This window comes from Arthrobacter sp. 7Tela_A1, from assembly GCF_049311065.1.
Lineage (GTDB): Bacteria > Actinomycetota > Actinomycetes > Actinomycetales > Micrococcaceae > Arthrobacter_B.
Map to the genome: position 1 here is coordinate 21,013 of NZ_JAXIOO010000001.1, position 25,938 is coordinate 46,950.

20 protein-coding genes, 3 tRNA genes and 1 pseudogene are annotated in these 25,938 nt (G+C 64.8%); 21 read left to right on the forward strand and 3 right to left on the reverse strand.

Features of this window, described 5'->3' with window-relative positions; translation table 11 throughout:
- Positions 1-20: 20 nt before the first annotated feature.
- The gene (locus TVB01_RS00105; protein WP_422453139.1) at positions 21-1,571 is read right to left on the reverse strand and encodes a hypothetical protein; all 1,551 of its coding nucleotides are present in this window, start codon (positions 1,569-1,571) and stop codon (positions 21-23) included.
- A 409-nt stretch (positions 1,572-1,980) separates the two neighbouring features.
- Between TVB01_RS00105 and TVB01_RS00110 the strand changes: the two genes are divergently transcribed.
- The 3 genes from TVB01_RS00110 to TVB01_RS00120 all read left to right on the forward strand — a co-directional run bounded on the left by TVB01_RS00110 (position 1,981) and on the right by TVB01_RS00120 (position 5,731).
- Positions 1,981-3,369 (forward strand): glycine--tRNA ligase, encoded by a 1,389-nt coding sequence (locus TVB01_RS00110; RefSeq protein WP_422453141.1) that lies wholly within the window; start codon positions 1,981-1,983, stop codon positions 3,367-3,369.
- The gene (locus TVB01_RS00115) at positions 3,369-4,274 is read left to right on the forward strand and encodes a GNAT family N-acetyltransferase (protein ID WP_422453143.1); all 906 of its coding nucleotides are present in this window, start codon (positions 3,369-3,371) and stop codon (positions 4,272-4,274) included. Before TVB01_RS00110 ends, TVB01_RS00115 begins: the two co-directional genes overlap by 1 nt.
- Positions 4,275-4,381: 107 nt before the next feature.
- Positions 4,382-5,731, forward strand: coding sequence for a YibE/F family protein (locus TVB01_RS00120; protein WP_422453145.1), 1,350 nt, complete (start codon positions 4,382-4,384; stop codon positions 5,729-5,731).
- Here the strand turns inward: TVB01_RS00120 and TVB01_RS00125 are convergent.
- Positions 5,641-7,089, reverse strand: coding sequence for a short-chain fatty acid transporter (locus TVB01_RS00125; protein WP_422453147.1), 1,449 nt, complete (start codon positions 7,087-7,089; stop codon positions 5,641-5,643). The genes TVB01_RS00120 and TVB01_RS00125 overlap by 91 nt on opposite strands.
- Before the next feature lie 187 nt (positions 7,090-7,276).
- On the opposite strand from TVB01_RS00125, the gene dusB reads away from it, so the two are divergent.
- The 13 genes and pseudogenes from dusB to TVB01_RS00190 all read left to right on the forward strand — a co-directional run bounded on the left by dusB (position 7,277) and on the right by TVB01_RS00190 (position 20,477).
- On the forward strand, positions 7,277-8,449 hold the full coding sequence (gene dusB / locus TVB01_RS00130; RefSeq protein WP_422453148.1) for a tRNA dihydrouridine synthase DusB: 1,173 nt from the start codon (positions 7,277-7,279) through the stop codon (positions 8,447-8,449).
- Positions 8,450-8,455: 6 nt separating this feature from the next.
- A complete protein-coding gene (locus TVB01_RS00135; protein WP_422453150.1) occupies positions 8,456-9,739 on the forward strand; it encodes a deoxyguanosinetriphosphate triphosphohydrolase in 1,284 nt (427 codons plus the stop codon).
- A gap of 36 nt (positions 9,740-9,775) precedes the next feature.
- On the forward strand, positions 9,776-11,734 hold the full coding sequence (gene dnaG, locus TVB01_RS00140; RefSeq protein ID WP_422453152.1) for a DNA primase: 1,959 nt from the start codon (positions 9,776-9,778) through the stop codon (positions 11,732-11,734).
- Between the two features lie 115 nt (positions 11,735-11,849).
- A tRNA-Asn gene (locus TVB01_RS00145) sits at positions 11,850-11,922 on the forward strand.
- Positions 11,923-12,050: 128 nt separating this feature from the next.
- Positions 12,051-12,126, forward strand: a tRNA-Asn gene (locus TVB01_RS00150).
- A 272-nt stretch (positions 12,127-12,398) separates the two neighbouring features.
- Positions 12,399-13,548, forward strand: a pseudogene (locus TVB01_RS00155) (NAD(P)-dependent malic enzyme).
- A gap of 247 nt (positions 13,549-13,795) precedes the next feature.
- Positions 13,796-15,184 (forward strand): sugar porter family MFS transporter, encoded by a 1,389-nt coding sequence (locus TVB01_RS00160; protein WP_422453154.1) that lies wholly within the window; start codon positions 13,796-13,798, stop codon positions 15,182-15,184.
- 178 nt (positions 15,185-15,362) lie between these two features.
- Positions 15,363-16,103 (forward strand): phage holin family protein, encoded by a 741-nt coding sequence (locus TVB01_RS00165; RefSeq protein ID WP_422453156.1) that lies wholly within the window; start codon positions 15,363-15,365, stop codon positions 16,101-16,103.
- Positions 16,104-16,138: 35 nt separating this feature from the next.
- On the forward strand, positions 16,139-16,771 hold the full coding sequence (locus TVB01_RS00170) for a CDP-alcohol phosphatidyltransferase family protein (protein WP_422453158.1): 633 nt from the start codon (positions 16,139-16,141) through the stop codon (positions 16,769-16,771).
- Between the two features lie 36 nt (positions 16,772-16,807).
- Positions 16,808-17,740: a DMT family transporter gene (locus TVB01_RS00175; protein WP_422453160.1), complete on the forward strand. Its 933-nt coding sequence runs from the start codon at positions 16,808-16,810 to the stop codon at positions 17,738-17,740.
- Between the two features lie 44 nt (positions 17,741-17,784).
- On the forward strand, positions 17,785-18,969 hold the full coding sequence (locus TVB01_RS00180) for a glycosyltransferase (protein ID WP_422453162.1): 1,185 nt from the start codon (positions 17,785-17,787) through the stop codon (positions 18,967-18,969).
- 95 nt (positions 18,970-19,064) lie between these two features.
- Positions 19,065-19,138, forward strand: a tRNA-Ile gene (locus TVB01_RS00185).
- A gap of 154 nt (positions 19,139-19,292) precedes the next feature.
- Entirely contained in the window at positions 19,293-20,477 is a 1,185-nt protein-coding gene (locus TVB01_RS00190; RefSeq protein WP_422453164.1) for an acyl-CoA dehydrogenase family protein, read from the forward strand.
- Here TVB01_RS00190 and TVB01_RS00195 read toward each other — a convergent pair.
- On the reverse strand, positions 20,474-20,911 hold the full coding sequence (locus tag TVB01_RS00195) for a M23 family metallopeptidase (RefSeq protein WP_422453165.1): 438 nt from the start codon (positions 20,909-20,911) through the stop codon (positions 20,474-20,476). The two genes, TVB01_RS00190 and TVB01_RS00195, sit on opposite strands and share 4 nt — an antisense overlap.
- 614 nt (positions 20,912-21,525) lie before the next feature.
- Between TVB01_RS00195 and rpsB the strand changes: the two genes are divergently transcribed.
- The 5 genes from rpsB (at position 21,526) to TVB01_RS00220 (ending at position 25,914) form a co-directional block, all read left to right on the forward strand.
- Positions 21,526-22,401 (forward strand): 30S ribosomal protein S2, encoded by an 876-nt coding sequence (gene rpsB, locus TVB01_RS00200; protein ID WP_422453167.1) that lies wholly within the window; start codon positions 21,526-21,528, stop codon positions 22,399-22,401.
- 140 nt (positions 22,402-22,541) lie between these two features.
- Positions 22,542-23,381, forward strand: coding sequence for a translation elongation factor Ts (gene tsf / locus TVB01_RS00205; protein ID WP_422453169.1), 840 nt, complete (start codon positions 22,542-22,544; stop codon positions 23,379-23,381).
- Positions 23,382-23,537: 156 nt separating this feature from the next.
- Complete coding sequence (pyrH, locus tag TVB01_RS00210) at positions 23,538-24,269, forward strand: UMP kinase (RefSeq protein ID WP_227894855.1); 732 nt, start codon at positions 23,538-23,540, stop codon at positions 24,267-24,269.
- Between the two features lie 137 nt (positions 24,270-24,406).
- A complete protein-coding gene (gene frr, locus TVB01_RS00215) occupies positions 24,407-24,964 on the forward strand; it encodes a ribosome recycling factor (RefSeq protein ID WP_422453171.1) in 558 nt (185 codons plus the stop codon).
- Positions 24,964-25,914: a phosphatidate cytidylyltransferase gene (locus TVB01_RS00220; protein WP_422453173.1), complete on the forward strand. Its 951-nt coding sequence runs from the start codon at positions 24,964-24,966 to the stop codon at positions 25,912-25,914. Before frr ends, TVB01_RS00220 begins: the two co-directional genes overlap by 1 nt.
- The last annotated feature ends 24 nt before the right edge of the window (positions 25,915-25,938 follow it).

Genomic DNA, 25,938 nt, shown 5'->3' on the forward strand with positions numbered 1-25,938 from the left:
TCTTCATTGCTCGTTTCGGCTCAGTTGGGGGCGTGGACGCCGTTGTTCTTGCCGAAATCGGCGGAGGTGTCGAATTTCTGGGTGCTCAGGGTTGCTGCACTGGTTGCGGTACCGGGAACCAGATGCTGCCGGATGCTGCCGGTGAACTCGGTGTCCTGTCCGTTCGTACCGTAGGGGTCGGTAAACACGGTGCCGGTCGAGGCAGCGCTGACGGAGTTTTGGTTCAGGTAGAAGTCACGCTGTGCCCCGTCAAAGGGCGAGGCCGGGTCCTGCCAGTCCAGCCCCGCAGCATCCTTCACTGTGCTCCAGGGAAACGCTGCGGCTGCGTTCGCTCCCCAGGCAAGGTTCACGGGACGGGAAATACCGTTGGAGGTATCGGTGCTGTTGGCTGCGTCGTAATAGCGGCTGGGGTTGCGTACCCCGAACCACGGATCGAAATGGGCCAGCACGTTCCCAGCCTTGTCCGTGATGAGGTTTTCGCCCTTCCAGAGTTCGTACATGCCCCACAACGATGCATCGTCGCCGGTAGCGTGCAGCTGCACACAGCCGGCATCTGGGATAAGCCGGATTCCGCCGTAACCGGCCGGCAGTTTGCTTCCGTGAGTGGCCACCCGATCGTTCGCGCCGCAGTTCTTGTGGAACTCGTTGGAGTTTCCGAACTTGCTCAGCGTCGTCGAGATGATCTCGGTTCCGTCTGAACATCTGCTTGCGTAAATGGCCTCATGTGCGTTGTTGGACGTTGCGTCGGGGGACCAGCTGCCCTGGTGCTGCTTGATGAGGAAATCGCAGGTGACCACGGCGCCGGCCGAGTCGAGGACCCAGTCACGGTTGACGTCCAGAAGCTGCACGTTGTTGGCTACGAAGATTTTGTGGCCTGCGTTGTCTTCATGGCGCATGGCCATACCCTCATGCGCCGCACCGTACGTCATGAGCGCTTCGCTGGCGTAGCCGAAGGGAATGCCGGTTTTGCCGTCGGCGTCTTCCGGGGTGAGGTAGTCGACAACCCAGCCATAGATGTTCGAGGTGCGCGGATCAGCGCCGTGCTCGTGCCCGAAAGTGCACAGCTCGCCGGTGGCCGGGTCAGTCACCTGCGCGGGATGCCACGTGGGGTAGATCTTGCCGTCCGGACCGAGCGCCGTGAAGGAAGCATGCAGTTCGGCCGTGCACGTGTCGTACTTGGTCGGCTTCCAGTTCCGTTCCAGGTAGGCCGTGGAATACGGCGAATCCGGCGCCGAACCGTGATCGTGTCCGGTGCCGGCAGTCGCCGAGGGGGTTGCCGCCGGTGTTGCAGCGGGCGAGGATGCTTCGGGGAAGCTCTCTGCGGTGCCGGAAGGTGTTGGGCTTGGCTCCGGACTCGGCTCCGCTGACGGGGAGCCGTGGTCGTGCTCCTGCAGGAGAAGGGGCGTGGGCTCCGCTGTAGCCAGGGATTCCGGCTCCGCCAGGTCCATTGCCGAGGCCGCCGTGGCGGTGATGCCTGCCAGGCCGGAGCCGACAAGTGCAGCTGCCGCGACCGCCACGGCGAAAGGCCGCCAACCGCGCGGTTTATCCGTCCGGGATTCTTGGAAAATCATGTTTTCGGGGTTCAAATTCGACCTAATCCGACCGCGGCAAAGCCCGGCCTAGGTGGGGGTGGAGACGACATAAGGGTGCTTGACTAAGGTTAGGAATACCTAACTTTGCCTAGGTGACTCTATAGATTTCCGACTTACGCAACAAAACCATGTCCTATTTTTACGGCCAGGGTGGTCATGCGTTTTCCGGCGCTGGAACTTCGGGGGGAACATGCCGGGCGTCCGGCCCCGGCGACGAAAGCGCGCCGGTAACAGGCTTTCGCCCGCGTGACCTTAAGCTGGTAGTTATAGGTTTTGCCCTCCGCCGCCTTCCCGCGCACCTCCGCGCCGGAAGGGAGGCCGGTAAGGGATCAGAAGCGGACCGCACCCAGCGGCCTGCGCGAGCAGAAAGAACGGCGGTACCATTCACATGGCTTCGACCAAATCCAAACTGGATCCGATCATCTCCCTGGCCAAGCGCAGGGGCTTCGTCTTCCAGTCGGGTGAGATCTACGGTGGTTCCCGTTCCGCCTGGGATTACGGACCCCTCGGCGTTGAACTCAAGGAAAACATCAAGAAGCAGTGGTGGCAGAACATGGTCCGCGGCCGCGACGACGTCGTAGGCCTGGATTCCGCCGTCATCCTCCCGCGCGCCGTGTGGGAAGCCTCCGGCCACGTTGAAGTCTTCTCCGACCCGCTGGTCGAGTGCCTGAGCTGTCACAAGCGCTACCGCGCCGACCACCTCGAGGAAGAGTACGAGGAAAAGAAGGGGCGCGCCCCGGAAAACGGCCTTGCCGACATCGCCTGCGCCAACTGCGGCACCAAGGGCCAGTGGACCGAACCGCAGGAATTCTCCGGCCTGCTCAAGACCTTCCTGGGCCCCGTGGCCAATGAAGAGGGCATGCACTACCTGCGCCCGGAAACCGCGCAGGGCATCTTCGTGAACTTCAACAACGTGCTCACCACCTCCCGCAAGAAGCCGCCGTTCGGCATCGGCCAGATCGGCAAGAGCTTCCGCAACGAGATCACCCCGGGCAACTTCATCTTCCGCACCCGCGAATTCGAGCAGATGGAGATGGAATTCTTCGTCGAGCCCGGCACGGACGAAGAATGGCACAAGTACTGGATTGAAGCCCGGAAGAACTGGTACACCGACCTGGGCATCGACCCGGAAAACCTGCGCCTGTTCGAGCACCCGCAGGAGAAGCTCAGCCACTACTCCAAGGGCACCACGGACATCGAATACCGCTTCGGTTTCCAGGGCTCGGAGTGGGGCGAGCTTGAGGGCATCGCCAACCGTACCGACTTCGACCTCGGCACGCACTCCAAGCACTCCGGCACGGAGCTCAGCTACTTCAACCAGGCCACCAACGAACGCTTCACGCCGTACGTCATTGAACCGGCCGCCGGTCTGACCCGTTCCTTCATGGCCTTCCTGGTGGACGCCTACACCGAGGACGAGGCACCCAACGCCAAGGGCGGTGTGGACAAGCGCACCGTGCTGCGCCTGGATCCGCGCCTGGCTCCGGTCAAGGCTGCCGTCCTTCCGCTGAGCCGCAACGAGGACCTGTCCCCGAAGGCCAAGGACCTGGCTGCCCAGCTGCGCCGGAACTGGAACATCGACTTCGACGACGCCGGCGCCATTGGCCGCCGTTACCGCCGCCAGGATGAAATCGGTACCCCGTTCTGCATCACCGTGGACTTCGACACCCTCGAAGACCAGGCCGTGACCGTGCGCGAGCGCGATTCCATGGCGCAGGAGCGCGTCAGCCTGGACAAGGTCGAGGGTTACCTCGCCGAGCGGCTGATCGGCGCGTAATGGCTGTTCAGTTCCGTGAATGGCGCGAGGACGATGACCTGACGCTGCTCCAGCTCTGGGGTGACCCGGAGACCGGCGAAGCCGGGCACTTCCGGGCCGTCCTGCGGCCGTCGTCCAACGAGCCGTGGAGCCGCTGCATCGTGGCGGAGGACGACGGCGTGCCGGTGGCTGCGGGCGTGGTCTACGAGACCAGCCTGCACCCGGACCGCCTGTGGGTGTACATCGAGGTGGCACGGGACAACCGGCGTGCGGGCCTTGGGTCCACACTGCTGGGCATGCTGCGCAAGGAAGCCGAGAACGCGCCGTCGGGTGTTGCCAAGCTGCGCGCGAAGGTGGAACCGGATACCCCCGGCGCTGCCTTCGCAGCTGCTGCCGGGCTGGAACCAATCCAGCGCTCCCGGGTTGTGGTGGTGGAGCCGGGCAGGATCAAGCTGCCCGTATTCGAAGACCACGGCCCCCAGTTGGAGGAAGCAGCCACCGGGTCGGTGGAGCTGACCCGTGCCGTCGCGGACTTCTACAACGCTGTCCATGACTGGGACCGGGCAGACATGAGCCTGGGCCGCGCGCAGCAGATGCTGCTCAACGATGCCACCGGGGCTTCCGGTGCCGTCGTGCTGCGGGACAAGCCGAAGAACGAAGGCGGGAAGATCGCCGCCTTCGCTGTCAGCTACACGTCCGAGCGCACCGATGCTCCGGCGGACGTGCTGCTGGGCTGGGACACCTCCCTGGCGGAAGCCGAGGCGGAAGCTGCCGTGGCGTCACTGCTGGCCATGCTGGCCTACCAGTACCCGGTGCAGCTTGAGGTTGACGGATCCATGACGGCACTGGTCCGGGTCCTGGAGCCGCTGCTGGCTTCCGGCGCCGCCCGCCAGGACGGTCCCGAGACCCTGATCGTCAGCAGCTAGTTTCCTCGCTCCCTCTCCGCCGAGATGGCAGAAAGTGCCCTTTTCAGCTCTGAAAAGGGCACTTTCTGCCATCTCGATGCCCTTTCCACGATGTAAGGACGCCCCGCATGGGACACAGCCACCTGCCCTCCCCGGGCGCGCCAACGCGTGCAGCGTTGGCCGCCCGGCGGCGGGCCAACCGTTTGCTGGCCTGGATACTGGTGCCCCTGGGACTGCTGGCCTTCGCCGGAATGGTGGCGCTCTGGCCCAGCGGACAGCCGGGGGAGATCACCGTTGCCGATCCGTATGCGACGGCCGACGGCGTCAGCATCGACACGGGCGCTGTCCAGAGAGTCGTGGAAGAGGACTGCCCATCATCCGCGGCGCTCACGGAGGCCGGAGCCCAGGCGCCGCAGTGCCAGGTGGCCTACACCCTGCCGCCCGGCGGGGGAGAGGCGCTGCCGGTGGAAGTTCCTCCGGAAGTTGCCAAGACCAACGCGGTGGAGCCGGGCGACACGATCCGCTACCTGAACCTTCAACACGTCATGGTGGAGAACGGGGCGCCGCCGTACATCTTCATGGACTTCGTCCGGAGTGTTCCGATCGCCGCACTCGCCGTGCTCTACGCCGGCGTGGTCATCGCCGTCGCCCGCTGGCGCGGCCTGCGCGCACTCATCGGACTGGGCGGAGCCTATGCCGTGCTGGCCGGTTTCATCCTGCCGGGCCTGGTGGAGGGCAAGCCGCCGCTGCTGCTGGGGCTGGTCGGATCCAGCGTGATCATGATCGGAGTCCTGTACTTCGCGCACGGCTTCTCCGCCAGGACCTCGACGGCGCTGCTGGGCACGCTCTTTGGCCTGGCCATCACGGCGGGGCTGGCTGCCTGGGCCACGGACGCTGCGCACCTGGTCGGGGTCGACAATGAGAACGCCTACACTCTGATCAACGCCTCGGACCAGCTCTCCATCTCCGGAATCATCCTCTGCGGACTCATTATTTCCGGCCTTGGTGTCCTCAACGACGTGACGATCACCCAGTCCTCCGCCGTCTGGGAAATGTACGAACTGGCCCCCGGCGCTTCCGCCAAACGGCTCTTCGCCGGAGCCATGCGCGTGGGCCGCGACCATATTGCCTCCACCGTCTACACCATCGCGTTCGCCTATGCCGGGGCGGCGCTGCCGGTGCTGATCCTGGTTTCCCTGTACGACCGCACGCTGATGGAAACGCTGACCAGCGGCGAGCTCGCGGAGGAAGTCATCCGCACCCTGGTGGGCTCCATCGGCCTGGTGCTGGCCATTCCGGTGACCACCGCCGTCGCTGTCCTGGTGGTCAAGGCCGTGGGCCTGTCCGGTGCCCGGCCGGGCTCCGGTAACGAAGGCACAGGGGACGGCTACGGAGCGGCCGGCTCCGGAATAACCGGCGGCTCGAACGTGAACGTCATGCCCAGCAGCCAGACCAGCAGCAGGACCACCGGCAGGTGAAGAATGAACTGCAGGAACGTGAATCCCACCAGATCGCGGGCCCGCAGTTTCAGCACGGCCAGCAGCGGCAGCATAAAGAACGGGTTGATCAGGTTCGGCAGGGCCTCGGAGATGTTGTAGATCTGCACCGTCCAGCCCAGGTTCATCTCAACGTCCGTGGCTGACTGCATGACGTAGGGTGCTTCCACCAGCCACTTGCCGCCGCCGGAGGGAACAAAGATTCCCAGGATCACCGTGTAGACCGCAATGACCACGGCAAAGGCGCCGCCGGATCCGATGTCGGTGAAGAAGCCTGCCAGATGCCCGGAAAGGGTCTTTCCGCCGGCGCCTTCAGCTTCGGTGAGGATAGCGGCCATGGAGGCATAGAGCGGGAACTGGACCAGGATTCCGGCTGTGGCCGGAACTGCTTTGGTAACTGCCTGAAGGAAATTGCGGGGAGTGCGGTGCAGGACCAGCCCGAGCACCAGGAAGACCAGCAGGTAGGCATTGAGGCTGGAGATGACGCTGAGGAACGGTTTGGTCACAAAGGAGGAGACCAGCCAGCCTGCGGTCAGCAGGCCGATCAGCGCCGGAAGGATGGCACTGTATTCCAGCCACTCACCGGGCCGCTCACGCTTTGATGCCGGCTCCGGCTGGTCATTCAGGTCCACGCCAAGATCCTCAGCTGTGCGGATGGCGCCTCCGCGCGGTGCGGACAGATGGGCGATCAGCGTGGTCAGGGCAATCAGGATCAGGCAGGTCAGCATCGACTGCCAGGTGAAGATCGTCTTGCCGAAGTCCAGGACGCCGGTGATCTCCAGGAGCGCCGGGGGCAGCGACGCCGCCGTGGCCTGGAGCTGCGCAGCGGAGGAGGACAGGCCGAGTGCCCAGACTGCGCCGAGGCCCATGAACGCCGCTGCGCCCAGCGCCCGGTAATCGACCTGCAGGTCCTTGCGGCGGGCAATCGCCCTGGCCAGCAGCCCGCCGAAGACAATGCTCAACCCCCAGTTCAGGATGGAAACTGACATGGAAAGGAACGCCACAAAGCTGACGGCGGTGGCCGGGGCCTGGGGCACCCGGGCGAGCCATGCGATCAGCCGCGCCACCGGGGGAGAGGTAGCCACTACATAGCCCGTAAGGACCACCATGGACATCTGCAGGGTGAACGCGGTCAGGTCCCAGAAACCGTCCCCAAAGGAATCCACCACTGCCTGCGGAGATGAACCGTTGAGGAACGCCCCGAGGGCAACAAGAACCACGCCGCCCAGAGCGAAGATATACGCGTCGGGAAACCACTTTTCCGTCCAGCGGGCCAGCGCCTGGGCGACCCTCGCGAGCCCTCTCTCGGAACCTGCGGACCGCTGTGTCGCCGTTGACATGGTGGGACTCCATCTTCTCGGTGCTTCCCGGCTGCGGCGTTGAAGCCGGGAAGCCTGCTGGCCCGAGGGACTGGCAGGCTGCCTGCACGATAGAAAGTGTTTCGGCAGGCAGTCAATACCCCCTGCCCGAACTGGTGGCAGGAAGTCCAGGGGCGCAGGATTTGCACCGGCTTGCGAGAATAGGACAGTGAGCGTTGTAACCCAGAAGACCAGGCTTGAGCTGCCGCCCCTGAAACTCGGCGGGCTGACCGTGGATACGCCGGTGATCCTGGCCCCCATGGCCGGTATTACGAACAAGGCGTTCCGCCGGCTGTGCCGCGAGTACGGCGGCGGGTTGTATGTGACGGAGATGGTGACGTCGCGGGCCCTGGTTGAGCGTTCCCCCGAGTCGATGCGCATCATCGAGCACGACGACGACGAAGCCATCCGCTCCGTCCAGCTCTACGGCGTGGATCCGGTGACCGTGGGAGCCGCTATCCGGATCCTCGTCGACGAGGACCGGGCCGACCACATCGACCTGAACTTCGGCTGCCCGGTCCCCAAGGTCACCCGCAAGGGCGGCGGTTCCGCCCTGCCCTGGAAACTTGACCTGTTTACCGCGATCGTCCAGACCGCTGTCCGCGAGGCCTCCAAGGGCGGCATCCCGCTGACCATCAAAATGCGCAAAGGCATCGACGAGGACCACCTCACCTTCCGCGAAGCCGGCAGGATTGCACGGGACGCCGGCGTTGCGGCCGTCACCCTGCACGGCCGCACCGCGTCCCAGTTCTACTCCGGCAAAGCCGACTGGAACGCCATTGCCGAACTGCGTGAATCCCTTCCCGACGTGCCGGTGTTGGGCAACGGCGACATCTGGTCCGCCGAGGACGCAATAGCCATGGTCGAGCAGACGGGGGTGGACGGCGTCGTCATTGGCCGCGGATGCCCGGGCCGGCCCTGGCTCTTTGCCGACCTGCAGGCAGCTTTCGAAGGCAGCGATGAGCGCCACCGCCCCGGATTGCAGGAAGTGGCCGACAGCGTCTACCGGCACGCCGAACTGCTGGTGGAGACCTTCGGCAACGAGATGATCGCCCTGCGGGACATCCGCAAGCACATGGCCTGGTACTTCAAGGGCTACGTGGTGGGGGGAGACCTGCGGGCTAAGCTGGCAACAGTGCCTTCCCTGGAGGTCCTCCGCGAACTTTTGGCCCAGCTGGACCCCACTGCTCCCTACCCGGGCGCGGACGCCGAAGGTCCCCGCGGCCGGGCAGGCACACCCAAGAAGACAGCCCTGCCGGAAGGCTGGCTGGACGGCCGGGAACTGAACCCCGCCCAGAAAGCCATCATTGCGGCAGCCGAACTCGATGTATCAGGTGGCTAAGAATTCATGACCCTCCCGCAGGTTTTCCGCATTGCCGGCTACACCGACGTCGACCTGGCGCGCTGGGTAGCCGAACCGGCCAAGAGCACCCACCGCACCCAGTTCGGGCGCGACCGTGCCCGGGTGCTGCACTCATCGGCGCTGCGGAGGCTCGGGGCCAAGACGCAGGTGGTCGCTCCGGACACTGACGACTTTGTGCGCACCCGGCTGACCCACAGCCTCGAGGTGGCCCAGGTGGGCCGTGAACTGGGGAACGCGCTGGGCTGCGATCCCGACGTCGTCGACGCCGCCTGCCTGTCCCACGATCTGGGGCACCCGCCCTTCGGGCACAACGGCGAAACGGCGCTGAACGACATCGCCCATGCCATCGGAGGCTTCGAAGGCAACGCCCAGACGCTGCGGCTCCTGACCCGGCTGGAACCCAAGATCATTGCGGCGGACGGCTCGCCGGCCGGGCTGAACCTGACCCGCGCCAGCCTGGATGCGGCCTGCAAGTATCCGTGGTCCGCCGTCGATGCACCGCTGGTCAACGGACACCGCACCACCAAGTTCGGCGTTTACGAGGACGATCTTCCGGTCTTCACCTGGCTCCGGGACGGCGCTCCGGCCGGACGCTCCTGCCTCGAGGCCCAGGTCATGGACCTGGCCGACGACATTTCGTACTCCGTGCACGACGTCGAGGACGCCATCGTTGCCGGCCACGTGCAGCTGAAGTGGCTGGACAACCCCGACCAGCGGGCCCGCGTGATCGGGTATACCCAGCAGTGGTATGTGCCCACGGCTGAAGCCGCAGCTGTCGATGAGGCCCTGGCACGGCTGGAAGCGGAACCCGTCTGGGTCCGGGAAGCCGACGGCAGCCGCCGCTCCATGGCTGCCCTGAAGGATATGACCAGCCAGCTGATCGGCCGGTTCTGTTCGAGCGCCATGGACGCGACCCGGGAGATCTACGGACCGGACCCGCTCACCCGGTACAACGCCGCGATGGTGGTTCCGGAGGAAACGCAGCTCGAGATCGCCGTGATGAAGGGCCTGGCCACGACGTTCGTGATGACCACGGACCAGCGCCAGCCGCTGTACGAACGCCAGCGTGAGGTCCTGACAAATCTCGTGGCCCAGCTTTCGGCCACGGGCGACCGCCACCTGGAGCCGATGTTCGCCGCCGATTGGCGGGAAGCGGCCGACGACGGTGCCCGGCTGCGCGTCGTCATCGACCAGGTCGCGTCGCTCACCGACGGCTCGGCGCTGGCCCTGCACGAACGCCTGGTCGGTCCCGTTCCCGCACTCTGGTAGGAATCCGGGTTTGGTCCCGGGGAATAAGGTAGAACCATGGCCGGCCTGATTAAACGCGAAGACATTGATGAAGTACGTTCCCGGACCGACATCAAGGCGGTTGTGGACGGGTATGTCACGCTCAAGTCCGCCGGAATTGGCTCCTACAAGGGCCTGTGCCCCTTCCACGACGAACGCTCCCCGTCCTTCCACGTCCGCCCCCAGGTAGGCACCTACCACTGCTTCGGCTGCGGGGAGAGCGGCGACGTGATCTCCTTCGTGCAGAAGATGGACCACGGGTCCTTCTCCGAGACCGTGGAAAAACTGGCCGCCCGTCTGGGCTACGAGTTGCACTACGAAGACGGTGGCACCGGCCCCCGCCGCGAAGACGTCGGCAAACGCCAGCGCCTGCTGGATGCCCACAAGGTTGCCGCGGAATTCTTCCGTGCCCAGCTCATCACGCCCGGGGCAGCCGCAGCCCGGAATTTCCTGGCCGAGCGGGGCTTCGACCCGGCAGCAGCCGAACACTTTGGTGTGGGCTACGCCCCGCAGGGCTGGGATTCTTTGCTCAAGCACCTCACCGGCAAGGGCTTTACCCGCGAAGAACTGGCGCAGACCGGGATGTTCTCCACCGGCTCCGATGCTTCCCGGTTCTACGACCGGTTCCGCGGCCGCCTCATCTGGCCCATCCGCGACCTCACCGGAGCCACCATTGGGTTCGGTGCCCGCAAGCTGTACGAAGACGACCAAGGTCCCAAATACCTCAACACCCCCGAAACGCCGCTCTACAAGAAATCCCAGGTCCTCTACGGCATCGACCTGGCCAAGCGGTCCATCGCCAAGAACCGCCAGCTCGTGGTTGTTGAGGGGTACACGGATGTGATGGCGTGCCACCTTGCCGGCATCACCACCGCCGTCGCCACCTGCGGCACCGCCTTCGGCACCGACCACATCAAGATTGCGCGCAGGCTGCTCTCCGACGACGGCACCGGGGGAGAGGTCATCTTTACCTTCGACGGCGATGCCGCCGGGCAGAAGGCCGCACTGCGCGCCTTCGAGGAAGACCAGCGCTTTACGGCGCAGACCTTCGTGGCCGTGGATCCGAACGGCATGGACCCCTGCGACATCCGGCAGCAGAAGGGTGACGCAGCCGTTGCGGAACTGATCCGCTCCCGGCGCCCGCTGTTCGAGTTCGCGATCCGCTCCACGCTGGCCAAATTCGACCTGAACACGGTCGAAGGACGCATCGCTGCCCTGCGTGCGGCGGCTCCGGTCGTAGCGGACATCCGGGATCCGGCCATGCGCCCGGCCTACGCGCGTGAACTCGCGGGGTGGCTGGGCAGCGAAGTCGATGACGTGCTGCGCGCCGTCAACGGGGCAGCCAAGCGCCAGCGGGAGGGCAGCGGCCGTCCCGGCGCGGCACCCGGAGGGCAGGACGGCGGCAGTCCGGGAGCGCAGCGGGAGCCCCAGCAGCAGGGACGCTTCCTGGACAGGAACCAGGACCAGGGTGCACGGACGCAGCCCGCCCAGCCGCAGACCTTCCCGCGCCCTGATCCCAACGATCCAGCAGCGCGGATGGAACGCCAGGCGCTGGAAGTGGTGCTGCAGCAGCCTGGACTGCTCGACGAGGGCCAATGGGAACGGTTCAAGGCAGCACGCTTCACCGTCCCGGCCTATCTGGCAGTCCACAACGCCGTCCGGGCTGCGGGCCAGGTCCCGCCGTCCGCCGCTGCTTGGGTGGAGCAGGTGCGCCAGGAACTGCCGGACGCGCTGCGCGGGTTTGTCAGCGAACTTGCCGTGACTCCGATCCCCGCACGGGATGCGGACGCGCTGGCCCTGTACTGCCGGGATATCCTTAACCGCCTGTTCGAGCTCCAGGTGACGCATCTGAAAGCGGAGAAACTCGGCCAGCTCCAGCGGCTGGATCCAAATGCTGATCCGGCCCTGTTCCAGCAGCTCAACCGTGAACTGATGGAACTGGAGATGCAGCGCCGGGCCCTGCGTGAAATCCAATAACCGGGGCTGCCGCCGGTGTCCGGACTGCTTTCCGGCAGGCTCCGGGCCCAGCCGCACCGTGGACGAAACGGATTTCGTTTCTCGGCAGATCGTCTGTAGAGTAATAGTCGCGCTTTCCCCCGTAGCTCAATTGGCAGAGCATTCGACTGTTAATCGAAGGGTTACTGGTTCGAGTCCAGTCGGGGGAGCAAATGGGCTCCTGACCTGTAGAAATGCAGGTCAGGAGCCTTCTTCCTGTCCGTCGGACGGCGCCGGGAAGACAGGAGGAGCGGTTCGGTGACAGCCGCAACATCCTGTAGACTGAGTGTCGCCGCTTTCCCCCGTAGCTCAATTGGCAGAGCATTCGACTGTTAATCGAAGGGTTACTGGTTCGAGTCCAGTCGGGGGAGCCACCTGAAGAACCCCGCAGGGCCCTGTGCCTGCGGGGTTCTTCTCTTTTCCCGTGTCGTCCATTACGGATTTCCACCCGGCCGTGGCTACACTGGTTCTCTGCCGCTTCAAAGTGCACTGGACCCATCCGCAGCCCGGTGCCGCAGCGGCAAGGGCGCAACTATCCTGATGCCCGCACCGGAACCCTACTGTTCCGCTTCCTCCGCATACGCTGCGGCCGCTGATCCAGCCGGCCCAGACGCGGCCTTTTCGGTCCTTCATCAGGAGTTCTCGCATGACATCCACTTTTGCCCCAGCCGCAGCCATCTCCAGCGAAGAAATCTTTGCCGCCCACGAGGGCGGCAAGCTCTCCGTCGAGACGAAGCAGCCGCTGGATTCAACCCGCGCCCTTTCCATCGCCTACACGCCGGGCGTCGCCCAGGTCAGCCGCGGGATCGCCGCTGATCCCGGCATGGCTGCCACCCACACGTGGGCCTCACGGCTGGTCGCAGTGGTCAGCGACGGGACCGCTGTCCTGGGTCTGGGGAACTGCTTCCCTGCCCGTCATGGAAGGAAAATCGGCGCTCTTCAAGACCTTCGCCGGGTTGAACTCCATTCCCCTGGTCCTGGACACCACCGACGTGGACGAGATCATCGAGACCCTGGTCCGCCTGCGCCCCAGCTTCGGAGCGGTCAACCTGGAAGACATCTCTGCTCCCCGGTGCTTCGAACTGGAGAAGCGGCTGATCGAGGCACTGGACTGCCCCGTGATGCATGACGACCAGCACGGCACCGCCATCGTGGTCCTGGCAGCCCTGACCAACGCCGCCCGGGTTACCGGCCGTGACATGAGCGGACTCCGGGTCGTCATCTCCGGTGCCGGCGCTGCGGGAGTAGCCTGCGCCAACATCCTGCTGGAAGCCGGAGTCGCCGACGTCGTCGTCCTGGATTCCAAGGGAATCCTGACCGCCGGACGGAACCTCGAAGGAGCCAAGGGTGAGCTCGCCTCACGGACCAACCCACGGAACGTGGAAGGCGGTGCAGCAGAAGCCCTCACAGGCGCCGACGTTTTTATTGGCGTGTCCTCGGGAACCGTGCCGGAAGAGATCCTGGCGACGATGGCTCCGGAAGCGGTGATCTTTGCCCTGTCCAATCCAGACCCCGAAGTGCACCCCGACGTGGCTTCCAGGTATGCCTCGGTGGTGGCGACCGGACGCAGCGACTTCCCGAACCAAATCAATAACGTGCTGGCTTTCCCCGGTGTCTTCCGCGGAGCCCTGGACAGCGGAGCGCGGCGCATCACCCCCGCCATGAAGGTCGCGGCTGCCAACGCCATCGCGGATCTGGTGGGGGATGAGCTTGCAGCAGACCACATCGTTCCGAGCCCGCTTGACCCCCGCGTTGCGCCGGCCGTCGCAGCCGCCGTCGCCGCGGCAGCCGGCTAGGACTTACTCGGCAAGAGGCGGACGTGCCCCGGGATTCCGGGGTACGTCCGCTTTTTTATGCCATCGGTATCTTCACCCGGTCATCCGCGCCGCACCCGCTGCCCCGAAACCTGTGCCGCAGTTCCCAGCAACACAAAGCATGCTTACTGTTGGAGTAGGCTTTATTGGTTATTTCCGCGCACTAGGAGAGCCGAGGGATCCAATGGGTGCACGTCAGGCAGGGCCCAGCCAGGGAAGCGCAGGGAATGTGTCGCACCCCGCCAAAGTCATAGCTGTTACGGTGGCTGCCGCGGTTGGCGGCCTGCTGTTCGGCTTTGACACCGCTGTCATCAACGGGGCCGTCGACGCGATCGGCGGGGAGTTCGATCTCAGCGCGGGAGTGCTGGGCTTTACTGTTGCCATCACCTTGCTGGGCTGCGCAATCGGCGCCTGGTTCGCGGGGCAACTGGCGGACCGGCTTGGACGCAAGACCGTGATGGTAACTGCCGCGGTCCTTTTCGCCGCCAACTCCATCGGTTCGGCCTGGGCCTTCAGCGTCTGGGACCTGATGCTGTGGCGCTTGATTGGCGGCCTGGCCATCGGCACCGCCTCCGTCATCGCTCCGGGATACATTGCGGAGGTCGCACCGGCCAAGTGGCGCGGAGCCTTGGGATCGGTGCAGCAGCTGGCCATTACGCTGGGCATTTTCGCGGCCCTGCTCTCAGACGCTTTCCTGGCCAACACGGCAGGCAGCGCGTTCAACGAGCTCTGGTGGGGGATGGCCGCCTGGCGCTGGATGCTGCTGGTCGGCGTCTTCCCGGCAATCGTCTATGGCATTCTCGCTTTGACGATTCCCGAGTCTCCCCAGTACCTGGTGCGCAAGAACCGTGACCCGGAAGCAGCAAAGGTGCTGCGGGACATCACCGGCGTCCAGGACACAGATAAAAAGATCGCTGAAATCCGGAACAGCTTTGAGCATGAGGAACGTGCGACCTACGCCGACCTGCGCGGGAGCATGCTGGGCCTCAAACCGATCCTCTGGGTGGGCATGGCCATCGCCGCGCTGCAGCAGCTGGTGGGCATCAACGCGATCTTCTACTACTCAACCACCCTGTGGCAGTCGGTGGGCTTCAGCGAATCCGATTCGTTCACGACGTCGGTGATCACCTCGGTCGTCAACGTGCTGATGACGATCGTGGCCATTGCCTTCGTGGACCGGGTTGGCCGGCGCAAGCTGCTGATGGTCGGTTCGGTTGGCATGTTCATCGGTTTGCTGGCCGCAACGATCTCCTTTTTCCAAGCCGACGACAGCAGCGGAGAAATCCTGCTGCCCCAGCCATGGGGCGCCATTGCGCTGATCGGTGCCAACCTTTTCGTGGTCTTCTTCGCAGCGACCTGGGGCCCGGTCATGTGGGTGACCCTGGGCGAGATTTTCCCGAATAGCATCAGGTCACTGGCCCTTGGACTGAGCACCATGGTGAACTGGGTCTTCAATTTCATCGTGACCCTTTCCTTCCCGTGGGTCAGCGAAAACTTCGGGTTGTGGATCATGTACGCCATCTTTACGATCTTTGCCGTTGTCTCGTTCTGGTTCGTGAAGACAAAACTTCCCGAGCTGTCCGGACGCGAACTTGAGGAAGACCGCGACAAGTTGTGACTGGAGTGTCTGGACGGCACCTACTGAAACCCGTGAAATCTGAGGAGAATGGTAATTTTGGGTAATGGCAACGGCGAACAGTAACGAGCAGACGGAGGCAGGGCCGATGAACAGCTCCGCAAGCACCAGGACTCAACGCGCGAACGGAAGCTCATCGCTTGTTGGACTCTCGAAGGTGATGGCACGCCTGCTTCCGCGGCAGATCAGCGACGAACTTGCCCTGGCGCTGGCGGAAATGAAGCAGAAGGGTATCAAAGCCGGGATCGCGGCCGGTTTTCTGGTTGCCGCGCTCCTGTGCCTGGCCGCCCTTGGCGTAGCCCTGATCGCCGCAGCCATCCTGGGACTGGCAACAGTGATGCCCGCCTGGCTGTCCGCGCTCCTGGTCGCCGCGCTGTTCCTGGTGATCGCCGGGATTGCCGCGCTGGTGGGGATTTCGCGGTTCAAGAAGACCATGCCGCTGCTGCCCGAAGACGCGCTGCGCGGAGTCCGTTACGACCTTGGTGTCCTGAAGGAAGGCCGTAGCTTCGATCCGGCCACCCTGGACACGCCGAAGCAGCCCAAGCCCAAGGATGAGGGCAAGGGTGAGCAGGAGAAGCCCGAGGACGCCGTCCACAAGCCCACTCCCGAAGAGCTGCGTATCCGGTTGCGCCAGCGCCGCGAGCACATGGCTGCAGTGCGTGACGGGCTCGGTGAAAAGGCCGACGTCAAGAAGCAGATGTCCGACCTCAAGGCACGCCGCTCCGCCTCTCGCCGCCGGCCAGGCACCGCTTCCGCGGACGGAACGGCTTCGACTGATGGAACGACAGGCCCCGCCGACGAGATCGGCACCATGCTGCGCGAGCGCAAGCAGCCGCTGGCGGTGCTCGGTGCCTCACTGGTCGCCATGGGAATCCTCCTCCGCAGGCTGATGCGTAAATAGCCCGTTTTGTACAGAAAGGCAGAGGGAGCCACACCGTGATCAAGCTCATCGGCGCCGGTTCCCGTCCGGGCCGGGGAGAAAAGGTCCTTGATACGTTCTGGACCCTTCCAAACCTGATCACCGTCCTCCGCTTCCTTGGCGTACCCCTTTTTGTCTGGTTTATCGTCCGGGACAGCTACGGTCCGGCCTTCATCACACTGGTCATTATCGGTTCCACCGACTGGGTAGACGGCTACCTCGCACGGAGGCTGGACCAGGTGTCACGGACCGGCAAATGGCTTGATCCCGTTGCCGACCGGCTGGCCCTGATCATCGTGGCGGTCGTATTCGTTGTAGACCAGATCGCTCCGTCCTGGCTCGTCTGGACGATCGTCATCCCGGATCTGATCCTCATTGCGAACTCCCTCATACTCTTCGGCGGGAGCCCGAACCTCCAGGTAAGCAACATTGGGAAGATCAGGACCGCACTGCTGCTCATCGGCGCTCCGATGCTCCTGCTGCAAAGAGTCCCGGGCTTCGGGTATGAGTGGCTGATCATCGCCGGGAACATCGTGCTCGCGGCAGGCTGCGCCGGACACATCGCAGCCTTCGCCGGCTATATGCGGGCCTCCTGGCGGAAATACAGGCTGCACAACGCCCTGCCCGTCGGGACACCGCATGAGTCCTGACGGCGGCACACTTCCCAGTGACCCGGGCCGGGTTCCATGACCGGCATCGCCATCGCCTGCGCCCTGGCCAGTGCCTTCTTCCTGGCCTTCGGCGCCCAGCGCCAGGGCAGCGCCGTCAGCGCCGACACCGGCGGGCTGGACCTCAATTCCTCAGGCTTCCTGAGGCTGCTGCGGAACCCGCGCTGGCTGTTCGGCCTGCTCCTGCTGGGGATCGGCATGGGGCTCAACGTCGCGGCGCTGGCAATGGCGCCGCTGACAGTCGTGCAGCCCATCGGCTCGCTGGCACTGGTCATCACCACCATCGTGAACTCACGGGACCAGGGTCTTCGGCTGAACCGGGTCACTGTCGTTTCGATCATCGCCTGTGTCGCCGGGAGCATGCTGTTCGTGACCCTTGCCGTCGGCGCGACGAGAACCGACCAAGTTGTCGAACCCCGGCAGGAAATCACGATCGTGATGATCCTCGCCGTCGTGGTCGCCTTCTTCGCCCTCCTCAACCTGCTGTTCGGCAAGCGGCTCGGCGCGATCGCGCACATCCTGGGAGCCGGCATCCTCTTCGGCTTCGTTGCCGTCCTCACGAAAACCATCGCGGCCGACCTGCTGGACCCCAACGGACGCTTCCTGCTCAACGTGCCGTGGTACACGGTCGCCGGGATCGTGGTGGCGGGGGGACTCGGCGCCTGGTTCGTGCAAAGTGCCTATTCCAGCGGTCCGCCGGACCTGGTGATCGCCGGACTGACGGTGATCGACCCAATGGTGGGGATCGCAATCGGCATCGGGGTGCTGAACGAACTCCGTCCCGATGTTCCCGCAGTGCTGGCCGTCGCGATGGGAGTCTGTGCCCTGGTTGCTATTGTTGGGGTGGTCGCCCTGTCCCGGTACCATCCGGACGTCATCAAGCGCAGGGCAGCCCAGAAGCGGCGCCAAAGACCTTCGGCATCGAAGCCGGCCGGCAACCGCAAGCCCTGACGCGCACCAAACCGTTAGACCGAACCCAATAGAGGAATACTTACGTGACCGAGGAACCGGCAGAAAAACCGCTGACTATCCTGATCGCCTGTGACACCTACCCGCCGCACCTGAACGGTGCAGCCCAGTTCGGCTTCCGCCTGGCCCAGGGTATGCACGGCCGGGGCCACGACGTCCACGTCCTGGCACCCAGTCCTGAAAGCGGCCCGTCCCATTCCGAGACGGACGGTCCCTGGGCGGTCCACCGGCTCCGTTCCCACGGTGTGCCGACCCACGAGTACTGGAGGATTTGCCTGCCGTGGGAAATCAAGAAGCACATCTCGATGCTGCTGGACCGCATTAAGCCGGATGTTGTCCACGTCCAGTGCCACTACATGGTGGGGGAGTACACCCTCTATGCCGCCCGCAAGCGCGGCATCCGGGTGATCGCCACGAACCACTTCATGCCCGAGAACCTGGACCCCTTCCTGCCGTTCCCCAAGTGGTTCAAACGCATCGTCGCCCGGAACTCGTGGCGGGACATGGGCAAGGTCATGGGCAAGGCAGCCGTGGTGACGACGCCGACCCCGCTGGCGGCCAAAGCCATGGTCGAGCATGCCCGGCTTCCGGACGTCATGCCGCTCTCCAACGGCATCGAAGCGTCCACCTACGAACTCCAGGCCGGCGAAACCATCGAACGTCCTGATCATCCCATCGTGCTGTTCGTGGGGAGGCTGGCTGAAGAAAAGCATGTTGACGTGCTGATCAAGGCCGTCGCCAAGACCCCGCGCGAGCTGAACGTGCACGCCGAGATCGTCGGGGGAGGAGAGGTCAAGCCTGCCCTCATCGCCCTGGCCAAGCAGCTGGGAGTCGAAGACCGGGTTGCCTTCCGGGGACTCGTCAGTGACGAGGAACTGCGCCAGGCGTACCTGCGCGCGGACATCTTCTGCATGCCGGGCACCGCCGAACTGCAGTCGCTGGTGACACTCGAGGCTATGTCCGCTTCCACACCGGTACTGCTGGCCAACGCGATGGCGCTGCCGCATCTGGTGGAACAGGGCAGGAACGGGTTCCTGTTCGAACCCGGCAACAGCACCGAAGTTGCCGGGCGCATCACTGAAATCCTTGAACTGCCCGACGACGAGCGCCTGAAAATGGGGCAGCACAGCCGGGCTATGGTGGACTCCCACACCCTTGAAGGCACGCTCGCCACATTCGAGAAGCTCTACCGGGCGGACAGCTTCGCCTAGCCGCGCCGCACTCCGGGCACCGGGTGAATTCGGTGCCCGGGCCTGTAGCCGATTAGGATGTTCCTACTGCGTGCCAGGAAACTGCGGCAGTACGCGGGGCTGTAGCTCAGCCGGTCAGAGCAGCGGACTCATAATCCGTGGGTCGTGGGTTCAAGCCCCACCAGCCCTACCCGTGTCAGCAGATGAAGCACCTCGGCTACAACGCCGGGGTGCTTCGCTGTTTAAGCAGTCCCGGGGGATTGTGCTTCGATGTTACTGGTGGGTAACATAGGGGCAGCCGGCTTCATCGCCCGGACGCCCGAAGGACCAGCGAAGGACATTTCATGGCAATTATCGACGTCGATAACCTCCCGTACGCGGACGGCGACTTCTACGCATTCGAAGACCTGCTCAGCGACAAGGAGCGCGACCGCCTGCATGAGGTTCGGAGCTGGCTCACCGCCGAAGTGAAGCCGTACGCCAACGACTGGTGGAATGCCGGGGAGTTCCCCTTCCAAATGATTCCGAAGCTGGCTGAACTGGATGTGGTGTCCCCGGTCTACCGTCAGGGCTATTCCAACCTCTTCGCCGGGCTGTGCCACGCGGAGTTCACCCGTGCAGACACCTCATTCGCCACTTTCATGGGCGTGCACGACGGACTGTTCACCGGTTCCATCGAAGCACTGGCCTCGGAAGAGCAGAAGGAAGCCTGGCTTCCGGACATCTACTCGCTGAAGAAGATCGGCGCTTTCGGCCTGACCGAGCCGCTGGGTGGCTCTGACGTTGCGGGCGGAACCCGCACCACGGCCCGCCGGGAAGGCGGGAACTGGGTGCTCAACGGTGCGAAGCGCTGGATCGGCAACGCCACGTTCTCCGACTGGGTAGTGATCTACGCACGCGACGAAGCCGACAACCAGGTCAAGGGCTTCCTGGTTGACACGAAAACCGAAGGCTATTCGGCAACCAAGATCGAGAACAAGATCGCGCTGCGCACCGTCCAGAACGCTGACATCGTGCTCGACAACGTTGTCGTCAGCGACGACTTCCACCTCAAGGGGGCCAACAGCTTCCGGGATACCAACAAGGTCCTGAAGGTCACACGCCTGGCCGTTGCCTGGCAGGCCGTTGGCCAGCAGATGGCGGCATTCGACGTCGCCCGCCGCTACGCCGTGCAGCGCGAGCAGTTCGGCAAGCCGCTGGCATCGTTCCAGCTGGTGCAGGAGCAGCTTGTGCAGATCCTGGGCAACACCGTCAGCTCCATGGGCATGATGGTCCGCCTGGCCCAGCTTGAAGACGAGGGCCGGGCCAAGGATGAGCAGTCCGCGCTGGCCAAGGCGTTCACCACCGCCCGGATGCGCGAATCGGTGGCGCTGGGCCGCAGCATCCTGGGCGGCAACGGCATTGTCACGGACTACGGGATGGCCAAGGTCTTCGCAGACGCCGAAGCCATCTACTCCTACGAGGGAACCTACGAAATCAACACCCTCGTCACCGGGCGCGCCATCACCGGAATCGCCGCGTTCGTCTAGTATCCGGGACCGGCGGGCAGCGGAAGCAGGACGCGCGGCCGCCGGTCCAGGATAAAGCGCAGGGGGTCCACATACTCCCCGTCCAGCCGCACTCCCCAATGCAGACAGCTGCCGGGGCAGTGCGGCTGCTTCGTTCCGGGCGGGTTCAGGGCCGGGGACCGGACGTCCACCAGCCCCAGGGGTTGCCCGGCCGCCACTGCTTCACCCGGAGACAGCGTCGAGACCACGGGCTCGAAGCTGCTGACCAGGCCGCTTCCGTGATCGACAGTCAGCACTGCGCGGTCCACGACGTATCCGGCAAAGCGGACCGTGCCGGCGGCGGGACTGCGGACAGCGGTTCCGGCGGCCGCCGAGAGATCGGCGCCGCGGTGTCCGGCCAGCCAGCGCTGGGCAGGTTTGTCGAAGCCGCGCACGACGGCGGGCTGCGGTGTCACCGGCCACTGCCACGCAGGCGCGGCCGCCGGGGCCGGGGGGGGGAATTGCCCGCCCCCGCCCGGGGCGGGGCCGCCAGTACCGCGACCAGGAACAGGAGCAGCGCGGCGGCACGCAGCGGGGTTGTCCATGGGTGTCTGGTCATGGTCCCGAGTCTCGCCGGAGCGGCGGTGCCGGAGCCCGCACAGGCCCCCGGTTGTGGACAGATCCTGCTCCTGCCAGTGGCAGGAACGGGCGGGGGAGGAGCGGCAATCTGAGCCCCTTCGCTGTAGTACACTTGACGAAGCAGTTTGCTGCGCGCTGATCCTTCCTGCCCGCACAGGCCATCCCGCCCCGCTCCCGCAGCGGATACCGGATGATCTGGTGTCGACAGGGATCAGGCCTACGTTCAGCACGCTGACTACGCGTGCCCCAACTATCCACGCTCCCTGAAACAGGGAAAATGGGTGCGTTCCTGCGGTCCGGCCAAACACCGGAACGGGACGCACGCCGCCGGAGAACCATCCAGCAGCTGATGGGCACCAGGAGCAGCACCCGCCGGGTGCTTCTATCAACCGTCAATAGGCAGCTTTCCGTGCGCGCTTCGTCGCCGCACGCTGCCGGAAGGAGTGACGACATGCCCGTCGTTACCATGCGCCAGCTGCTCGACAGCGGCGTTCACTTTGGTCACCAGACCCGCCGTTGGAACCCGAAGATGAAGCGCTTCATCTTCACCGAGCGCAACGGCATCTACATCATTGACCTGCAGCAGTCGCTGTCCTACATCGACCGCGCTTACGAGTTCGTCAAGGCCACTGTTGCCCACGGCGGAACCGTGCTGTTCGTCGGCACGAAGAAGCAGGCCCAGGAAGCCATCGCAGAGCAGGCCACCCGCGTTGGCCAGCCCTACGTGAACCAGCGCTGGCTCGGCGGCATGCTCACCAACTTCCAGACCGTCGCCAAGCGGATCCAGCGCATGAAGGAACTCGAAGAGATCAACTTCGACGACGTCGCTGCGTCCGGCCACACCAAGAAGGAGCTCCTGCTCCTCAAGCGTGAGCTGACCAAGCTGGAATCCAACCTGGGCGGCATCCGCAACCTGACCAAGGCTCCGTCCGTGGTCTGGATCGTGGACACCCAGAAGGAACACCTCGCCGTTGACGAGGCCAAGAAGCTGAACATCCCGGTTGTCGCCATCCTCGACAGCAACTGCGATCCGGACGACGTCGACTTCCCGATCCCGGGCAACGACGACGCCATCCGCTCCGTCAACCTGCTGACCCGCGTTATCGCCGACGCTGTTGCTGAGGGCCTCATCGCCCGCCACAACAAGTCCGGCAACACCGAAGCCCCGGCTGAGCCGCTGGCTGAGTGGGAGCGCGAACTGCTCGAAGGTGCAGCTGCTCCGGCCGCTGAAGAGGCTCCGGCCGCTGAAGCCGCTGCTGAAGCTCCGGCCGCTGAGGCTGCTCCGGAGGCTCCCGCCGCCGAAGCTCCCGCTGAAGAAGCAAAGTAACTCGATTTCCCTGTGACGGCAGCGGCCCTGGTGCTGCTGCCGTCTTAGGACCTTCGCCTTTACGGGGGGGCCGGGGCCCCCGCCCCCCCGTAAAGGTGGAAATGCACCAATACTTTTATTACGGGAGGACTGGAGTCCAAATGGCGAACTACACCGCTGCTGATATCAAGGCTCTGCGCGAGCGCACCGGCGCCGGCATGATGGATGTGAAGAAGGCTCTCGACGAGGCCAACGGCGATGCCGACAAGGCCATGGAGCTCATCCGCATCAAGGGCCTCAAGGGCGCTACCAAGCGCGAAGGCCGTTCCACCGCCGAGGGCCTGGTTGCTGCCAAGGTCATCGACGGCACCGTCGGCGTCATGGTCGAACTGAACTGCGAGACTGACTTCGTTGCCAAGTCCGCCAAGTTCATCGAACTGGCTGACCGCGTCCTCGCCGCAGCCGTGGAGTCCGGCGCCGCTGACGCCGAGGCACTGCTGGCCTTTGAGATCGACGGCAAGCCCCTCTCCGAGGTCGTCGTCGAAGAAGGCGCCATCCTGGGCGAGAAGGTTGTCGTCCGCCGCGTGGCACGCATCGAAGGCAAGACCGTCGACGCATACCTGCACAAGACTTCCAAGGACCTTCCGGCACAGGTCGGCGTGCTCTTCGCTGTCGACGGCGAAGGTGACGCAGCCTTCACCGCGGCCCACGACGTCGCAGTGCACACCGCTGCTTACGCTCCGACCTACCTGACCCGGGACGAAGTTCCTTCGGACATCGTAGAGAACGAACGCCGCATCGCTGACGAGTCCGCACGCGCCGAGGGCAAGCCCGAGGCCGCGCTGCCGAAGATCGTTGAAGGGCGCCTCACCGGCTTCTTCAAGGAGATCGTGCTTCTGGACCAGCCCTTCGCGAAGGACTCCAAGAAGACCGTCGCAGCCGTGCTGGAAGAGGCCGGCGTCAAGCCGACCGCTTTCGCCCGGTTCCGCGTAGGCGCCTAAGCAGTAATCCGGCGCAGGCTCTGAGCTGACCAATGATGCACAGAGGGGGTGGCCACCGAAAGGTGGCCGCCCCTTTTGCCTGTCCGAAACCCCTTACTAATCTTGAAAACAGCTGACACGTTTACGTCGTTTCACCAGTTTGCCCCGGGAGGCACCATGGACCACGCCCTGACAGAAACCGAAGCTCCGCGCCGCCGCGTGCTGCTCAAGCTCTCCGGCGAGGTGTTCGGCGGAGGCAAGCTGGGCGTGGACCCGGAAACGGTACGCTCCGTCGCCAAGCAAATCGCGGCCACCGTAGGCGAAGTCGAGACCGCAATCGTGGTTGGCGGAGGCAACTTCTTCCGCGGCGCCGAGCTGTCCCAGAGCGGCATGGACCGTTCCCGCGCTGACTACATGGGCATGCTGGGAACCGTCATGAACTGCCTGGCCCTCCAGGACTTCCTCGAGCAGGCAGGCGTGGAGACCCGCGTCCAGAGTGCCATCACCATGGGCCAGGTCGCAGAGGCCTACATTCCGCGGCGTGCCATTCGGCACCTCGAGAAGGGCCGCGTCGTTATCTTCGGCGCCGGTGCCGGCCTGCCGTACTTCTCCACTGACACCGTTGCGGCCCAGAGGGCCCTTGAAGTGCACGCAGACGAAGTCCTCATGGCAAAGTCGGGCGTGGACGGCGTCTACACCGCCGACCCCAACAAGGATCCCAGCGCCAAGCGCCTGGACACCCTGACCTATGACGATGCCCTGCGCCAGGACATCCGGGTCATGGACCAGACCGCCATGACCATGTGCAAGGACAACAACCTCTCCATGGTTGTCTTCGGCATGGAGGGTGAAGGCAACGTCACCCGCGCCATCCGCGGCGAGAACATCGGGACCGTCGTCTCCAACTAGGACGGTTCCCTCCCCGGCTCCCGGCACGGCCTTGAGTGCATCCCCGCAGGTGCGCGGGGCCGGGAGCCGCCCGGGTTAGGATGGTACTAGAGCCCAACCGCGCCATGGCGCGGACTTTTCCGTATTGAGGAGACACCGTGATCGAAGAGACCTTGAAAGAGGCAGCCGACAAGATGGACAAGGCTGTGGAGGTTGCCAAGGAGGACTTCTCGACCATCCGCACCGGGCGCGCCAACCCGGCGCTCTTCTCCCGGGTGCTGGTGGATTACTACGGTTCCCCGACGCAGCTCCAGCAGCTCGCCTCCTTCGCGACGCCGGACGCCCGTACCCTTCTCATCACGCCTTATGACGTGACCGCCCTGCGGGCCATCGAGCGCGCCCTGAGTGACTCCGAGGTGGGCGCCAACCCGTCCAACGACGGCAAGGTCATCCGCGTGGTGATGCCCGAACTCACGCAGGACCGCCGCAAGGAATACGTCAAGATCGTCCGGAGCAAGGGCGAAGACGCCAAGGTCTCCGTCCGCAACATCCGCCGCAAGGCCAAGGACGCGCTTGACCGGCTGGTCAAGGACGGAGAGATCGGCGAAGACGACGGTGCCCGCGCCGAAAAGGATCTTGACGCCATGACGAAGGCGCACACTGAGTCGATCGATGAGCTGCTCAAGCGCAAGGAAGCCGAGCTGCTAGAGGTCTGATGAGCCATTCCCAGCCTTCAACCCAGGCTGGCGGTTCCGCGTCCCTTGAGGCCGGCCCGGCAGCGAAGGGCGCGGACATGAATGATCCAGGCAGCCGGAGGGCCCTCAGGCAGGGCGCCAAGCCGGCGAAGAAACCGTCCAAGGCGGGGCGCAACCTGCCCGCTGCCATCGCCGTCGGCGTCGTACTGCTTGGTGGTCTGCTGGTAGGCCTGCTGTACAGCCCCCTGGCCATCGCGGCCATCGCAGCGGTGTTTTCGGCCGTGGGCGTGTGGGAAGTATCCCGTGCGCTGGAAGTCCGCGGCATCAAGGTGCCGCAGGTCCCGGTGCTGGTTGGTTCGATCGCCGTGCCGCTGGCTGCCTATTTCGGCGGGACGGAGGCGCTGGCCTTCGCGCTGGCCGGAACCGGCATCGCAATCCTTCTCTGGCGCACGATCGACACTGCCCAAGACGCGCTTCGCAGCATCCTGGCCGGGATTTTCGTGATCCTGTGGGTGCCGTTCCTGCTCAGTTTTGCGCTGCTGCTCTTCCGCGAGCCTGAGGGCTACATCCGCGTGGCGGTCCTGCTGCTGCTGGTGGTGGCAAACGACACCTGCGGGTATCTGGTGGGGGCCCTGGCGGGCAAACATCCGATGGCTCCTAAGATCAGTCCGAAGAAATCCTGGGAGGGTTTCGCCGGCTCGGTGGCCGGAGCCACGGTGGTGGGCGTCCTGACCTCCGTGTTCTTCCTGGGCCAGCCGTGGTGGTTCGGACTGGTACTGGCCGTGGCGACCGTGGCTGCTGCGACGGCAGGGGATTTCTCCGAGTCGATGATCAAGCGCGAGCTCGGTGTGAAGGACATGTCCAACCTGCTGCCCGGCCACGGCGGCGTCATGGACCGGCTCGACTCGGTCGTTTTCGCCTCTCCGGTGGTCTTCCTGCTCTCGGTGCTCCTTGTCCCCGTAGCAATGTAGGGGTTTCCGGGGAGTCCTGGCCGT